Genomic DNA, 15,124 nt, shown 5'->3' with positions numbered 1-15,124 from the left:
ATGTCGCGCGCTTGACGTGCGGCCCCTGAGTTGGCCGCACGTCACGTCTCACCAGGCGTGGCGTCGATATGCGATGGAGTGGCAGCAGCACGCACCGCATCGCGACAGCGAGAGGTGGCTGGATCTTGCACGTAGCGTTGCGGCAGCATCCGCCGTCTGGCAACGTTAGGTACCGCAGTCGAAACTCGACCAAGGCTTCTCGTGAGAACCAGTGCCGCCCATGTCAATGCAATTGACGCATTGATGGTGTTCTGCTTCGATGGCGAGGAGCAAGTTGCCAGTCTCTCCCGGGTTTCGGTTCCGGCGTTCCCCTGCTACTTCGATGATCAAGACTTCGGCAATATCGGCTCTGACTATTTTTACGGTGTTGCCTGTGTGTTCAAGACATACGTCGGCGCGTTATGGGACATTTTCCCCGGTGACGCGGACGCGTCTGCGTTGATGGATTTCAATCATCGCCTAGATGTCTTCATGGCGCATGCGAACGCGGCAAGTTGCTCTGCTGCCGCTGTACTTTCCAGCGACGACTGGCGTCGACTGCGCAACGATGCGCGGAGGGCTGCGCAGGAGCTCGACATACAGATACCTGAGCGGATTCCCATTCTGGACGTAGGAGCGTTGGTCTCCCCAACGGAATTCCGGGGCTCTCAATCCGTGTGAAACGGTTGGCATCGCCGAAAATTTCTGCGCGCCGTCTCGTACTCCTACCTGCCGGCCGGTACCATCGGGCCGTTGCCTTCCAGGAGAGACCATGCATCGCGCCCGCCGGAATCATCGTTGCCTGCTTGCCATGTCCCTTGCCGTATCCGCGGTGCTGCAGGGCTGCAATTCCGAGCAGCGGGCCAAGGCGGCAATCGCCGAGACAGATGCCTGGTGCCAGGCCAATCCGGTACCCGCATCCCTGGGGCCGATCACTGCCAGGTCCGTCTATGCGGATCCTCACGCGCTGACGACGACGGCGGCGCACTGGGCGGTGGGGTTGATGCTGCGTGACGGCGTCGATTTTGTCGAGAGCAACGCATCGATCGCGCCCCAGGCGCCGGGAACGGGCCAATATGTGCGGTTTCGTATTGGCAAGGCGGGCGAGGCGACCTGTCTGCGATATGCGAACCGGGCGCCAGCGCCGCCGGGACCGATGCGCAATCCGGCGAGCTGGATCGACCTCGGTCTGCGCGCGGACGAATGCCTGGCGGCGGAACGTGTCGCGTCCCTTACCAGCGAGTATCGCGTCACGGTGGACCCGGTGACGGAAGGGCTGCCGGATCTCTCGGGCCTTCCGATGACCCAGCATCGCCTGCGCATCCGGGTCAAGAACGCTGCTACCGGAGAGGTGGCCTACGAACTCGCGCGCGGCTACGGCTACATACACGATGCGTTCGACATCCCCTTCGGCTGCCTGCGACTGGATGAGATGCGTCGCATGGAACAGGGATTGTTCCGCGGCGATCCTTCCAAGGCGCGTTCGCCGGGAGGGTCCGTCGCGATTGTCGAGCCCGCGGAGGTGCCTGTACTCGAACGCGACCCGGTGGCGGAGTCATCAACCGGCATCGCGCACCAGCCAACCACCCGGGCTGCAGTGGAGGAGCGGCAGAAACGCTCGCAGGCCGCAACCGTGGATGGGTTCGACGTGTTCCTCGACGGCGCCAGCGAGCTGGATGCAGGAAACCAGGGCGTCGTGCATCCCGCCTGGAAGCGTTACCTCGAATGGACGTCGGAGGGAACCTATGTCCGCACACGCATGGCGTGGTTGGAAGGGCAGCCTTATGGTGTTCACGAGCGCCCCATCCGGCTCTACGACCTGGGCGATCGCATCGGCGTACTGGCGGTGATCTGGCAATACGCGCCGGACGTGCGCGATCGCGCCCTGCTGTCGTGGGCGGAGTTCTCCCGGAGCAATGGGCACCTCGTGCGGCGCGTCCAGGGCAGTTTTCCGGTGGAAAGCCGCTTCCAGGTCGCCGGAGACAGTCTCGTCGAAGCCATTACGCCGATCGACGGCGGCTTGCGCTTCACTGTGGCCGAGGTCACTTCCATCGGCCCGAAAGGCGAGACCGGAGGGACATGGATCCTGCGGGAAACGCCGTACCGGTGGGATTTCCAGGCGTCTGCGCCGTAAGGGCTGCTTTGGCACATCCTCGGGATCTTGTGAACCCGGTAAATTTCGACCCTATTGAACAGCCCGGTCACGCTATGTCACATCGCTGTGCAGAAAGCCTGGAGAGTGCTCGCTTTCCCTCAGGCTAGAGAACGCGGCAGATTGGCAATGCCCGGGCCGTGTGGAAGGGCGCCGTCGACGCTGCCGTAGTCCATCACGTATCAGCAGCCAGGCGTGGGGGCGGCCGAGCGCCCGCTGGCGCCTCGATCGTGGCGGTTGCCTATGGTCGACGCGTCGGCACCGTTACGCCAATGTTCTCAATATCCGGATGACCTGGTCGACCGCGATCACAACGTTCACCATCTCGTCCATGGATGGCGATTCCGACGTCTTGCTGACGACACCCAGCGCGGATTTGACGACCTCGGTGGCGCGCAGCAGGGATTCATCCGGCACGCCGGCCCATTCGGTCGGGCCAAAGGCCATGTCGTGCAGCGCGAGCGTCAATCGAAAGCTGAGAGAAGCGGCGAGGTGCGCGACTGCCAAGTCCGGATGAATGGCGAGCGTCGCCAGGTTGCGACAGAGGTCGCCTAGCTTGGCGGGAAGATCCGGAGCGACGTGGTCGGTGGCCATGCGAACACCGCTACAGGGGTGGCGGAGTCATCTTGCCCGAAGCGCCGGTGCCGCGTCACTGCCGAACACGCCGCGAAACCAGTCGGCGCGCGGGTTCCGGAACCACAGTGCGAATTCGTCGGCATCAAGCGCCGCCAACTGGTTTAGTGGCAGCCTGTACCGCTGGAACAGGGCCAGCAGCTCGCGCAGGCCTTCTTCGTCAAGAAGCGAAGTGGCGATGTCGATGTGAAGAAGCTTATGGTGCCCGTCGACGTGGGCGACGAATGGCAGGCTCTTGAGCCAGGTGAAGAAAGCTGTTTCGTCGCCGAGGGAAAGGAAGGTCACGTCGGTGGCTTCCAGGCGAACGGTGTCGGGCAGGGACGTCATGACAAGGTGCCTCCGTGGCAGTTGCCGCAGGCCTATCGTACTGCTGGCCAGCCCTGGTGGCGCGCATGCGTTTGAGCACGCCCGGTTCAGAGACTATGTTCGGGTCCGTCGGGCGTTCCGCCCGGGAGGATCTGCCTGATGCGATTTTCGAGCGGTCTCGCCGGCGAAGCACTGATCGTCGTGCTGGATGGCGTGGATCGGTTGAGCCAGGAGGATCTGGACGAACTTCTGGCGGTGCAAAACCTGGAGGCGATGGCACTGGTCTACGACATCCTCGTACCGCGCAGCCGACGGATTCATCCGGAGTATCCCGATGTCCGGATCGTGCAATTTGTCCGCCAATACCTGGTTCGTTGCGTTGTGGAAAATGTGTCGACGTGGGCCGGCGATGTGCATTCGCGCAGTGAAGCGTGCCGGGAGGCGGCGTGCCTGGTGGCCAAGGCTTGGGCGGGTGAGCCGGGCTGGCCGGATATCGGCCTGGACTGGGCGCGCGAGCTCTACCAATCGACATCGGATGCTGGCGTCAGGGAAGCCCTCGAGACCTTCTTCTACATCGATGGCACGGATGCCGCCAGGCAGGAGTTCCGACGCTGGAACAACGATACGGTCATGATGGGGGCGCTCGAGCGCATTCGCTTGCTTTAGGTGGAGCAGGGGGGCGCTGTCCGGTACGATCGCGGCCCCGGCCGGCATCGATCGATAGGCGTTGCTGGCGTGCGTGCTGGCTGCTGTCGGCGTGTGGCGTGGTCGTGCGAATGGCATTCCCGGAAACCCCTCTTTGGCGCCTAGATAGGACGCGGATACGCGTCGATGGCCATCGCGCGCGGTGACGCCACGACGAGGTCGGATGCGATTGGCACAGTGCGCAAGTGAGGACGGCAGCGTTGAGTGCGGTGGCGGATTCGCCGAAGTGCTGTCGCAGGCATTGGCCAAAAAGAAACCCGGGCTTTCACCCGGGTTTTGCAGATGGTGGAGGCGGCGGGAATTGAACCCGCGTCCGAAGGCCCTACGTCCCCGGCTCTACATGCATAGCGCACTGTTTGATCTCGTTCTCCGGCAACACAGCGTGCGAAGCGCACCGGACAACCAGCCCGATTGGAGTTAGCCGATGACCGTCAGGCGGCAAGCATCAGCGATCCTGTGATGATGACCGTACATCCACGAGCACAGGCACAAGTGGGTTCCGGGCTAGGCCTTAAGCGGCCAGAGCGTAGTTGTCGTCGTTGGCAACTATGAGTTTTGCCGCTGGATTAACGAGGAAAGCTGCCCCCTCGGCATGCACCAAGTGATTTCGAAGCCCCCGTCGAAGCCGATCGCCCCCGGGGTTCTTGATCACCGCGGGAGTATATGAGGTCGGTGCCGTCGTCTTCAATGGTGGCTGTCGCCGATTGTTGGACGAGGGCCTCCTGGCGGCGGCGCTCGTCGCGTTGGCGACGGGCGCGGATCAGGCCGCGGCGGCTAGGCATCGCGGTTGTGCGAGCGCATGACGCGCTGCTTTTCCCGGTTCCAGTCGCGTTCTTTCTCGGTCGCGCGCTTGTCGTGTTCCTGCTTGCCGCGCGCCAGGCCCACTTCCACCTTGACCCGGTTGCTCTTCCAGTAGAGCGCGGTGGGAATCAGCGTATAGCCCTTGCGCTCCACCGCACCGACGAGTTTGTCGATCTGCTCGCGATGCAGTAGCAGCTTGCGGGTACGCCGATCCTCGGGCACCACATGGGTGGAGGCGGAAATCAATGGGGTGATCTGTGCGCCGAAGAGGTAGATCTCGCCGTCCTTGATCAGGGCGTAGGCGTCGCCGAAGTTGATGCGGCCGGCACGCAGGCTCTTGACCTCCCATCCTTCCAGGGCAATGCCGGCTTCGTAGCGCTCGTCGATGTGGTACTCGTGCCGGGCGCGCTTGTTCAGCGCGATCGTTCCCGAGCCATCCTTGTCTTTCTTGTCCTTGGGTTTGGCCATCTTCGTTAGAATCCGTAGACGTTCCACTCCGGAACGAACGCCGGCGGCAATACCGCGGCCGGGAGCGATCGAGCCTGTCGAGTGATCAAGATCCGTCGCAGCGCCATGGTGCGCTACAGTCCGAGCCAGATGTTTGATCTGGTCAATGAAGTCGAAGCATATCCGAAGCGGTTCTCCTGGTGCGCCACTGCCACGGTGCTGGCCCGCGAGGAAAACGCCCTGAGCGCGCGGCTGGAAGTGCGGGTCGCGGGAATTACCCAGGCCTTCACCACGCGCAACACACTGGAGCGTCCCGACCGCATCGCCATGCATCTGGTTGACGGGCCCTTCAAGACACTCGAAGGGGTGTGGACGTTCACCGCGCTGGGCGATATCGGCTGCAAGATCGCGCTGGCGCTGGATTTCGAGTATTCCGGGCGGCTCGTCGGCTCGGCCCTGCGGCTGGGTTTCCAGGGGCTGGCGGATCGCATGGTCGATGAATTCTGCCGCGAGGCAACGCGCGCCTATGGCTGAACAGATCGAGGTCGAAGTCGTGTACGCGACACCGGATCAGCTGTTCCGCAGAACGGTGTCGCTGGCGGAGCCGGCAACAGTCGCCCAGGCAATAGCCGAATCCGCCGTGACTGCGCTGGTGCCAGCGTTGGACCTGGCGGCCAGCCGCCTGGGCGTCTTCAATCGCCCGGCGACGCTCGAAACCGTGTTGCGAAATGGCGATCGCGTCGAAATCTACCGGCCACTGATCGCCAATCCGAAGGAAGTACGCCGGCAGCGCGCCCGGAAGTAGGGCGCGGTGCGGGCAGGGCGGCGACGAATCAGCCGCGACGCTTTTTCTTGTCCTGGCCCGGGCGCTTCTCGTCCGGGAACTCGATGCGATACTTCTTCGCATCCTTGATGAGCTGCTCGGCGTTCTCGGGGAAGTAGTCGCCTTCGATGCGGGCCAGGGCTTCGTTCTCGAAGGTGAGGGTGAGGTTCTTGGTGTCGATCTTGCCGCCGCGGCGCTGGATCGAGGAGACATAGTCCCAGCGATCGCGCTCGAACGGGCTGGTGATCGAAGGCGTGCCCAGCAGCAGGGACACCTGGCGCTTGCTCATGCCGGGCTTGAGCTGATCCACCAGTTGCTTGGTGAGAAGGTTGCCTTGCTGGACGTCGGGACGGTAGATCAGGCCGCAGCCACTGAGGGCAATTGCTACGCAGACAGCCAAGAGTGGGCGGGCAAAACGCGTCATTGCGACGATCCGGTCAGTCATGGAAGGCGCGGATGATACACTAAGGGCGCAGCGCGAATTGGCATCCTGGCGCGGGTCCCGCCGCGGGAGCCAAGGACGACACCCCGCGCCCTTGCTCTTGATCTGCAACGATTTTCCAGCTTGCCGGCGGCGAAAGGCCCCGCGCAAGGTGAATCGTCGCGAAATGGAGCCGGCCGACATCGGCAGTGTCGCGCCATTCACCCGCTGCAGGCGCAAACAGGAGACATCATGGAATCGCAGGATTTGCGCAAGGTCGGACTGAAAGTCACGCATCCGCGCGTTCGTATTCTCGGCATCCTTGAAGATGCCGACGGCAAGCATCTCACCGCGGAAGACATCTATCGCGAACTGCTTTCGCACCAGGACGACATCGGGCTTGCCACCGTGTACCGCGTCCTGACCCAGTTCGAAGCGGCGGGGCTGGTGCTCAAGCACAATTTCGAAGGCGGCCAGGCGGTGTATGAGCTCGACCGCGGCAAGCACCACGACCACATGGTCGATATCGAGTCGGGCAAGGTGATCGAGTTCACCAGCGAGGAGATCGAGCGACTCCAGAAGGAGATCGCCGACAAGCACGGCTACGTGCTGGAAGAACACAGCCTGGTGCTGTACGTGCGCCCCAAGAAAAAGCGCTGATCGCCTCTGGTGAGGACGACAAAGGCGGCTTCGGTCGCCTTTGTCGTATCTGCGCGGCTGCGGTTTGCGGGGACTACTTGGTGGCGCGATCGAGCATCTGGCGGGCGTGAGCCAGCGTTTCCTTCGTGATCTCGATGCCGCCCAGCATGCGTGCGATCTCCTCGCGACGGGCCTTGTCGCCCAGCGCCTCGATCCGCGTCAGCGTGGTGCCGCCGTCGTTGTCCTTGCTGACGCGGAAATGATGGTGCCCCTGGGCGGCGACCTGCGGCAGGTGAGTCACGCACAGGGCCTGTCGGCTGGCGCCCAGGCGGCGCAGCTTCTGGCCGACGACCTCGGCCGTCGCGCCGCCGATCCCCGAATCGACTTCATCGAACACCATCGTGCCGACCTCGTCCAGGCCCAGCGCGGCCACCTCGATCGCCAGGCTGATCCGGGACAGCTCGCCGCCGGACGCGACCTTTCTTAAAGGGCGCGGCACCTGGCCCTGGTTCGCACAGACCAGGAACTCGCAACGCTCTGCGCCGGCGGCGTCCGGGTCATCTTTACCGTGGGGTTCCAGGTCGACGCTGAACACGCCGCCGGACATGCCCAGTTCCGCCATCAATGCACTGACTTCCTGTCCGAGACGCTCGGCCGTTTCCCGGCGCAGCCGGGACAGCAGGGCGGCCGCGCGCTTGTACTGCTCCAGGACGACCTGCCGTTCGCGCTGCAGCTCGGCGAGCACAGTGCCGGCATTGCGCAGCGTCTCCACTTCATGGCGCAGGGCTTCGGCGTGTGGTTTGAGATCAGCCATCGACAGGCGATGCCGGCGGGCCAGCTCGTGCAACTTCGACAGCTGCGACTCGACTTCTCCGAGCCGTTCCGGATCCAGGTCGAGGCTGTCCTGGTAACGCCCGAGTGAATCGGCGACCTCGCCCAGCTGAATCTCGGCCGCCTCGATCAGCTCCGCGGCACCGGCGAGGGAAGGATCCAGTTCGGCCAGCCGGGCCAGTTCCGTGCGGGCCCGCACCAGCGACCGCCGAACGGCGAATTCACTATCGCCATCAATGAGTTCCGCGACATTTGAGCTGCCCTGCAGTAACTGCCCTGCGTTGGCGAGCCGCTTGTGGGTGTCATTGAGCTCCGCCAGCTGCTCCGCCGTAAGGGCGTGGCGGTCCAGTTCGTCGAGCTGGCGCTCCAGTAGCCCCAGTCGTTCGGAGTGGTCGCCGCTGCCGGCGATGGCATCGATCTGCTTGCCGATGTCGCGCCAACGCCGCGCCGCCGCGGCCACTTCTGTCGTTGCGTCGGCGTGCTGGCCGTAGGCATCCAGCAGAGCCATCTGGTGAGTACGGTCGAGCAGGGCCTGGTGCTCGTGCTGGCCATGGATCTCGATCAGGAATTCGGCCAGCGTACCGAGCTGGCCAAGGGTGACCGGACGGCCGTTGATCCAGGCGCGCGAGCTGCCTTCCACGCGGATGACGCGGCGCAGCTGGCAGGCGCCGTCGTCGTCCAGGTCCTCGCTCTTGAGCCAGGCCTGGGCGGCGGGGGTGGTCGTCAGGTCGAACTCGGCAGCCAGCTCGGCGCGGTCGCAGCCCTGGCGCACGACGCCGGCGTCTGCGCGCGTGCCGGACAACAGGAGCAGTGCGTCGACCATCAGGGACTTGCCGGCACCGGTTTCGCCGGTGACGACGGTCAATCCGTTCTGGAAGCTGATGTCGGCCTCGCCGACGATGGCGAAATCCTTGACGTACAGGGAACGCAGCATGCCCGGGTCCGTGATATCGGCAGACCACAAACTCTAGCAGGATGCTGTCGCAGGTTGAGAGACAGCCCCGCGGGTTACCGGGGTGGACGACGGCTTGCCGAGTGCCGCGCGCCGTGTATCCTCCGGGGCAATGTCCCGTACCAGTTCGACCCACCCCTGGATCCCCGCGCTCGCCAGCTGCTGCGGACGCTGATCGCCCAGTACGTCGTTGACGGCCAGCCCGTCGGCTCCCGCACCCTGGCCCGGTCGTCCGGGCTGGATGTGAGTCCGGCGACGATCCGCAACGTCATGTCAGACCTGGAAGAACTGGGTCTGGTCGCCGCGCCGCATGCATCGGCAGGCCGGGTGCCGACAGCCCAGGGCTACCGCGTCTTCGTCGACAGCCTGCTGGAACTGCGGCCGCTGGGCGAACCGCAGGTGGAGGAGCTGCGCCGCGAGCTGTCGGCTGTCGCGCCGACGCCGGACCTTCTCAACAGCGCCTCGTCGCTGCTGTCGCAGCTCACCCATTTCGTCGGTGTCGTGACGGTGCCCCAGCACCAGGAAGTACCGTTCCGCCACATCGACTTCGTTCCGCTGGACGCCCGCCGGACGCTGGTCATCCTGGTCTTCACCGACGGCCAGGTGCAGAACCGGGTCATTGAACTGGAGCGGGCCTACTCGGCATCGGAGCTGGAGCAGGTGGCCAACTACCTCAATGCCCAGTTTTCCGGGCAGCGCCTGGACGAGATCCGACTGCGCCTCCTGCGGGAAATGCAGGAAACCAGTGCCCAGCTCAACCGCCTGATGAGCGCGGCGGTGGATGTCGCACAGCGCGCGTTCGACGCCGCTCCCCAGCCCGATGTCTTCGTGGCCGGCCAGACTAATCTGATGGGCGTGCAGGACCTTTCCAACCTCGAACGGCTGCGTGACCTCTTCGAAGCCTTCCAGCGCAAGCGCGACCTGCTGGCCGTGCTGGAACGGTGCGCCCGGGCCGAGGGCGTGCGGCTGTTCATCGGCGAGGAATCCGGGTTTGCCGCCCTGGAAAACTGCAGCCTGGTGACGGCGCCGTATGGTATCGGCGGGCGGGTCCTGGGGGTGCTCGGAGTGATCGGGCCGACCCGCATGGCCTACGAGCGGGTGATCCCGGTTGTGGAGGCTACGGCACAGATTTTGTCGGGTGCCTTGAACCGGGCGCACACGCCCCAATAGCAAGGCCGCTCGCCAAACCGTATCATCCCGCGCCCCGTGGGGTACGGGACCGAACTCGCCGGAGTCTTAATGCAAAACATCGATCCGACCGCGTCCGCAAGGGCGGACGGCCCTAACAGTGGTTTGTCCGACGCCGAAGCCGCCGTCAATGCGGACATCGAGGCCCTGAGCCAGCAGCTGGCCCAGGCCGAATCTGCCGTGGCCGACATGCGTGATGTCCTGTTGCGTGAACGCGCCGAGCTGGAGAACCAGCGCCGCCGCCTGCAGCGCGACCTGGAGCAGGCGCGCAGGTTCGCCAACGAACGTCTGCTTTCTGACCTGTTGCCCGTGTGCGACAGCCTGGAGCGGGGCCTGGCCATCGAGACGGCCGATAGCGCAGCCCTGCGCGAAGGCATGGACCTGACCCTCAAGACCCTGAACAAGGTGGTCGAGGCCAATGGCCTGAAAGCGGTGGATCCGGTCGGACAGCCGTTCAATCCGGAACTCCACCAGGCCATGAGCATGATCGATAGTCCCGATCACGCTTCCGGCACGGTGGTCAGCACGATGCAGAAGGGTTATGTGCTCAACGAGCGTTTGTTGCGCCCGGCGCTGGTTGCCGTGGCCAAGTAAGCACACTTGATTTGACCTTAGGCACCCCTAAATAGCGCGACAGTGGAAGCCGCCACAGGCTTCGAAAGATTTGAGGAGAGCGACAAATGGGCAAGATCATCGGCATCGACCTCGGCACGACCAACTCGTGCGTAGCGGTGATTGAAGGCACCACCGCGCGGGTGATCGAGAATTCGGAAGGAGACCGCACGACGCCGTCGATCGTGGCCTTCACGAAGGACGGTGAAGTCCTGGTGGGTGCGCCGGCCAAGCGGCAGAGCGTCACTAACCCGAAGAACACCTTCTACGCGGTGAAGCGCCTGATCGGCCGCAAGTTCACCGACGCGGAAGTCAAGAAAGACCTGGACCTCGTGCCCTACGGCATCGTCGCCCATGAGAATGGCGACGCCTGGGTGGCGACCTCCGACGGCAAGAAGATGGCACCGCCGGAAATCTCGGCCAAGGTGCTGATGAAGATGAAGAAGACCGCCGAAGACTATCTCGGCGAACCGGTGACCGAAGCCGTGATCACGGTGCCGGCCTATTTCAACGACTCGCAGCGCCAGGCGACCAAGGACGCCGGCCGTATCGCGGGCCTTGAAGTCAAGCGCATCATCAACGAGCCCACCGCGGCCGCCCTGGCCTACGGCCTGGACAAGGCCGGTGGCAAGGACCGCAAGATCGCCGTGTACGACCTCGGCGGCGGTACGTTCGACGTTTCGATCATCGAAATCGCCGATATCGACGGCGAGAAGCAGTTCGAAGTGCTCGCCACCAACGGCGACACCTTCCTGGGCGGCGAAGACTTCGACAAGCGCGTCATCGACTACCTTGTGGAAGAATTCAAGAAGGACCAGGGCATCGATCTGAAGAACGACCCGCTGGCCCTGCAGCGCCTGAAAGATGCTGCCGAGCGCGCCAAGATCGAACTGTCTTCCAGCCACCAGACCGAAGTGAACCTGCCGTACGTCACGGCGGACGCCTCCGGTCCGAAGCACCTGAACATCAAGCTGACCCGCGCCAAGCTCGAAGCGCTGGTGGATGACCTGATCAAGAAGACGATCGAGCCCTGCCGCATCGCGCTCAACGATGCGTCGCTGCGCGTATCGGACATCACCGAAGTCATCCTCGTCGGCGGTATGACCCGCATGCCGAAGGTGCAGGAAGCCGTAAAGGACTTCTTCGGCAAGGAGCCGCGCAAGGACGTCAACCCGGACGAAGCCGTCGCCGTCGGCGCCGCGATCCAGGGCGGTGTGCTCGGTGGCACCGTCAAGGACGTCCTGCTGCTCGACGTGACCCCGCTGTCGCTGGGTATCGAAACCCTCGGTGGCGTGTTCACCAAGCTGATCGAGAAGAACACCACCATTCCGACCAAGGCGTCGCAGGTGTTCTCCACTGCGGAAGACAACCAGTCCGCCGTGACCGTGCACGTGCTGCAGGGCGAGCGCGAACAGGCCCGCTTCAACAAGTCGCTGGCCAAGTTCGATCTCGCCGGTATCGAAGCGGCGCCGCGCGGCATGCCGCAGATCGAAGTCGCCTTCGACATCGACGCGAACGGCATCCTGCACGTCCACGCCAAGGACAAGAAGACCGGCAAGGAACAGCGCATCGAGATCAAGGCCGGTTCGGGCCTGTCCGATGACGAAATCCAGCGCATGGTCCGTGACGCGGAAGCCAACAAGGAAGAAGACCGCAAGTTCCATGAACTGGTCGCCACGCGCAACAAGGCGGACCAGCTGGTCCACGCCACGCGCAGCGCCATCAAGGATCACGGCGGCAAGGTGCCCGACCAGATCGGCCGTATCGAAGAAGCCCTGTCGGACCTGGAAAAGGTCATGAAGGGCGACGACAAGGCGGCCATCGAATCGCGCACGACCAAGCTGGAAGAAACCGCGCAGGCGCTGTTTGCCGCCGCTTCGGCGGGCGGCGACGCCCCGGGTGCGGGCCCGCAGGCTTCGGCCGGTGCCGGCGCTGCTGGCGGTGCGCGCAACGACGATGTGGTCGATGCCGAGTTCACGGAAGTGAACGACAAGAAGTAAGGCGCGGGATGCGCTCAACGAAAACGGACAGCCATGGCTGTCCGTTTTCGTTTTGATTCTGGCTGAGGTGGTGGGGCGTATGGCCGGACGGCTCGTCGAATGGGTTGACGCCATGAACCGTCGCAACCGCACTCAAGACTGCGCGCGGGGACGAGAATGCTTCTGATGGCAATAGGTGTCGGCCGCGAGACTTGGGAACCCTCGATGCAGGAGGAATCCCGTCGCATCCTGGTCGACGTTGTAGGGCCGAAGCAGGGCGCTTCTCAGCGGTTGGATATGATGAGGACTACCGCGCTCTTCACATTTGCACGGGACGCTTTTGGTCAATGCATTGCTGCGTGCCGCGGTTCCCTTTGTCTTTTGGTTTCTGCGAAAGCAAGACATCGCTCTGCTTGCGCTGCTTCGTGAACACGTGAATTTCCAGGCTGATTCGAAATGAGCAAGCGCGATTACTACGAAGTCCTCGGCGTCGAACGCAACGTCAACGACGATGACCTGAAAAAGGCGTTTCGCCGCCTGGCGATGAAGTACCACCCGGACCGTAATCCGGACGCCGACGCGCAGGAGAAGTTCAAGGAGGCCAAGGAGGCCTACGAGGTGCTCTGCGACAAGCAGAAGCGCGCGCTCTACGACCAGCACGGCCACGCCGCCTTCGAGGCCGGCATGGGCGGTCGCGGTGGTGCTGGATTCCACGGCGATGTCGGCGACATCTTCGGAGACATTTTCTCGGACATTTTCGGCATGGGCCGTGGCGGTGGCGCGCAGCGCCCCGGCGCGGCTCCGACCTGCGCTACATGCTTGAGCTCGACCTGGAAGAAGCCGTTTTCGGCATCGACCGCGAAATCGAAGTACCGACCCTGGTCAGCTGCAAGACCTGTACCGGCACCGGATCGGCGGACGGCAAGACGTCCACCTGCAACACCTGCCGGGGGCATGGCCGCGTGCGCATGCAGCAGGGTATTTTCTCGGTGCAGCAGGTGTGTCCGCACTGCGCGGGCACCGGCAAGGCGATCAGCAACCCCTGTCGCGATTGCCGTGGCGAAGGCCGCGTCGAAGACGAGCGCAAGTTGCAGGTGAAGATTCCGGCTGGCGTCGATTCCGGCGACCGCATTCGCCTGACGGGGCAGGGCGAAGCAGGCCCAAGTGGCACCGAGCCCGGTGACCTGTATGTGGAAGTGCGCGTGCGCGACCATCCCATCTTCCAGCGCGAAGGTGACGACCTCTACTGCGAGGTGCCGATCCGCTTCTCGCAGGCGGCGCTGGGCTCGGAACTCAAGGTGCCGACGCTGGATGGCGAGGCCGTCATCACGCTGCCGCCCGAGACGCAGACCGGCAAGCTCTTCCGCCTGCGCGGCAAGGGCGTGCGAAACGTGCGCAGTGGTCGCCTGGGCGACCTGCATTGCCGCGTAGTCGTCGAAACTCCCGTCAAGCTGACCAAGCGCCAGCGCGAGCTGCTCGAGGAGTTTGAGGGAACGTTCGAAGGCTGCGAACCCGGCGCCCATACACCGCGGGCCAGCTCCTGGTTCGACGGCGTCAAGCAGTTCTGGGAGCGGATGACGTCCTGATCGCTGTGGCGGATTGCTGGCCCGTTCCCAGGCCGGCTCCCGCACGCCTGCTACGTTCCTGAAAGCATGCGGACTGTCGGCGGCGAGCCCGATCCGGGGCTTGCACCGAACTCCTGACAGTCTTATGAGGTGACAACGGCCCCCGGTTTGGCGCACCCTCGCGCCTGCCAGCTACTGCCCGGGAGTTCCCTATGTCCTTGTCCAGCCAGACGCCCACCATGGTTGCCGTTCACGGTGCTGGCGGGCGCATGGGACAGGCCATCCTGCGCGCAGCGCCCCTCCAGTCGGATGTCCGGATCAGTGCGGCGCTGGTGCGGCCCGGATCCAGCCTCGAGGACACGCCGATCAGCGCCCTCGTCGGCAACGACGTCGCCGATATCGATTTCCGCGCCTCGCTTGACCCGGACACCCAGCTCGACGCCCTGATCGATTTCAGCAGCCCGCACGCGTTTGATTCGGCCATCGCCCTGGCCGTGGAGCGGCGCGTGGCCTTTATCTGCGGCACCACCGGACTGAGTGAACAGCAGCACGTGACCTTGCACCGGGCGGCTCAGCATATTCCGGTGCTCTGGGCATCGAATTTCAGCCTCGGAATCGCCCTGATGCAGCGCTTCGCGCGCATGGCCGCCCAGCTCCTGCCGACCTGGGACTGCGAGATCGTCGAGATGCACCACCGCCGCAAGGTGGATGCGCCATCGGGTACCGCGCTGACCCTGGGCGAGGCGGTCGCGGCCGGGCGGGGTGTCGCACTCCAGGCTGCCGCCGTGCATGGCCGCGTGGGGCGCGGCAGTCGCAAGGCCGGGGAGATCGGCTTTCATGCCCTGCGTGGCGGTGATGTCATCGGCGAGCATACGGTGATGTTCGTCAGCGAAGACGAGCGGATCGAGCTGACTCACCGTGCCAACAATCGTGACATCTTCGCCAAGGGCGCCCTGGTTGGCGCGCAACGATTGGCCCGGGCGGCCCCGGGGATGTACGGCATGCACGACCTCCTCGACGAATAGACCCGACAAAACCCCGGCGATCCGTGCGGTTATGTTCATAAAGCGGGTGGACACATCCGTCACCTC

Annotated in this window: 15 protein-coding genes, 1 other RNA gene and 1 pseudogene; 11 read left to right on the top strand and 6 right to left on the bottom strand. The window is 64.2% G+C overall.

The genetic code is table 11. The features are described from left to right. The first annotated feature begins 201 nt into the window (after window positions 1-201). Window positions 202-660 carry a hypothetical protein gene (locus N4264_RS16950; RefSeq protein WP_261693416.1) on the top strand — a complete coding sequence of 153 codons (459 nt, stop codon included), beginning with the start codon at window positions 202-204 and terminating at the stop codon, window positions 658-660. Window positions 661-751: 91 nt separating this feature from the next. Beyond that, on the top strand, window positions 752-2,113 hold the full coding sequence (locus N4264_RS16945) for a hypothetical protein (protein WP_261693415.1): 1,362 nt from the start codon (window positions 752-754) through the stop codon (window positions 2,111-2,113). 282 nt (window positions 2,114-2,395) lie between these two features. Here N4264_RS16945 and N4264_RS16940 read toward each other — a convergent pair whose 3' ends face one another. After that, complete coding sequence (locus tag N4264_RS16940; RefSeq protein ID WP_261693414.1) at window positions 2,396-2,725, bottom strand: hypothetical protein; 330 nt, start codon at window positions 2,723-2,725, stop codon at window positions 2,396-2,398. A gap of 27 nt (window positions 2,726-2,752) precedes the next feature. Next, window positions 2,753-3,091 (bottom strand): hypothetical protein, encoded by a 339-nt coding sequence (locus tag N4264_RS16935; RefSeq protein WP_261693413.1) that lies wholly within the window; start codon window positions 3,089-3,091, stop codon window positions 2,753-2,755. A 138-nt stretch (window positions 3,092-3,229) separates the two neighbouring features. Here N4264_RS16935 and N4264_RS16930 point away from each other — a divergent pair, with 138 nt between their 5' ends. Next, on the top strand, window positions 3,230-3,736 hold the full coding sequence (locus N4264_RS16930; protein WP_261693412.1) for a hypothetical protein: 507 nt from the start codon (window positions 3,230-3,232) through the stop codon (window positions 3,734-3,736). A 322-nt stretch (window positions 3,737-4,058) separates the two neighbouring features. Here N4264_RS16930 and ssrA read toward each other — a convergent pair. Then, window positions 4,059-4,412, bottom strand: a transfer-messenger RNA (tmRNA) gene (ssrA, locus tag N4264_RS16925). A gap of 137 nt (window positions 4,413-4,549) precedes the next feature. Beyond that, the gene (smpB, locus tag N4264_RS16920) at window positions 4,550-5,044 is read right to left on the bottom strand and encodes an SsrA-binding protein SmpB (protein ID WP_261693411.1); all 495 of its coding nucleotides are present in this window, start codon (window positions 5,042-5,044) and stop codon (window positions 4,550-4,552) included. Between the two features lie 81 nt (window positions 5,045-5,125). Between smpB and N4264_RS16915 the strand changes: the two genes are divergently transcribed. Both N4264_RS16915 and N4264_RS16910 read left to right on the top strand, forming a co-directional pair. Beyond that, the gene (locus N4264_RS16915; protein ID WP_261693410.1) at window positions 5,126-5,557 is read left to right on the top strand and encodes a type II toxin-antitoxin system RatA family toxin; all 432 of its coding nucleotides are present in this window, start codon (window positions 5,126-5,128) and stop codon (window positions 5,555-5,557) included. Continuing rightward, window positions 5,550-5,828: an RnfH family protein gene (locus N4264_RS16910; protein WP_261693409.1), complete on the top strand. Its 279-nt coding sequence runs from the start codon at window positions 5,550-5,552 to the stop codon at window positions 5,826-5,828. Before N4264_RS16915 ends, N4264_RS16910 begins: the two co-directional genes overlap by 8 nt. A 28-nt stretch (window positions 5,829-5,856) precedes the next feature. Here N4264_RS16910 and N4264_RS16905 read toward each other — a convergent pair whose 3' ends face one another. After that, entirely contained in the window at window positions 5,857-6,270 is a 414-nt protein-coding gene (locus N4264_RS16905) for an outer membrane protein assembly factor BamE (protein WP_261693408.1), read from the bottom strand. A 249-nt stretch (window positions 6,271-6,519) separates the two neighbouring features. Here N4264_RS16905 and fur point away from each other — a divergent pair, with 249 nt between their 5' ends. After that, window positions 6,520-6,927 (top strand): ferric iron uptake transcriptional regulator, encoded by a 408-nt coding sequence (gene fur, locus N4264_RS16900; RefSeq protein ID WP_261693407.1) that lies wholly within the window; start codon window positions 6,520-6,522, stop codon window positions 6,925-6,927. Window positions 6,928-7,000: 73 nt separating this feature from the next. On the opposite strand, the gene recN is transcribed toward fur, so the two are convergent. Continuing rightward, on the bottom strand, window positions 7,001-8,671 hold the full coding sequence (gene recN / locus N4264_RS16895; RefSeq protein ID WP_261693406.1) for a DNA repair protein RecN: 1,671 nt from the start codon (window positions 8,669-8,671) through the stop codon (window positions 7,001-7,003). Between the two features lie 117 nt (window positions 8,672-8,788). Here recN and hrcA point away from each other — a divergent pair, with 117 nt between their 5' ends. From hrcA to dapB, 5 genes and pseudogenes are all read left to right on the top strand, one after another. Then, window positions 8,789-9,859, top strand: coding sequence for a heat-inducible transcriptional repressor HrcA (gene hrcA / locus N4264_RS16890; RefSeq protein WP_425508350.1), 1,071 nt, complete (start codon window positions 8,789-8,791; stop codon window positions 9,857-9,859). Between the two features lie 69 nt (window positions 9,860-9,928). Continuing rightward, on the top strand, window positions 9,929-10,471 hold the full coding sequence (gene grpE, locus N4264_RS16885; RefSeq protein WP_261693405.1) for a nucleotide exchange factor GrpE: 543 nt from the start codon (window positions 9,929-9,931) through the stop codon (window positions 10,469-10,471). Between the two features lie 86 nt (window positions 10,472-10,557). Then, entirely contained in the window at window positions 10,558-12,489 is a 1,932-nt protein-coding gene (gene dnaK / locus N4264_RS16880) for a molecular chaperone DnaK (protein WP_261693404.1), read from the top strand. Window positions 12,490-12,924: 435 nt separating this feature from the next. Continuing rightward, window positions 12,925-14,054 (top strand): annotated as a pseudogene (gene dnaJ / locus N4264_RS16875) (molecular chaperone DnaJ). Window positions 14,055-14,245: 191 nt separating this feature from the next. Continuing rightward, window positions 14,246-15,058 carry a 4-hydroxy-tetrahydrodipicolinate reductase gene (gene dapB, locus N4264_RS16870; protein ID WP_261693403.1) on the top strand — a complete coding sequence of 271 codons (813 nt, stop codon included), beginning with the start codon at window positions 14,246-14,248 and terminating at the stop codon, window positions 15,056-15,058. Window positions 15,059-15,124: the final 66 nt, after the last annotated feature.

It is taken from the genome of Tahibacter amnicola, assembly GCF_025398735.1.
Taxonomy (GTDB): domain Bacteria; phylum Pseudomonadota; class Gammaproteobacteria; order Xanthomonadales; family Rhodanobacteraceae; genus Tahibacter; species Tahibacter amnicola.
This window is presented reverse-complemented; position numbering and strand designations above follow the sequence as displayed.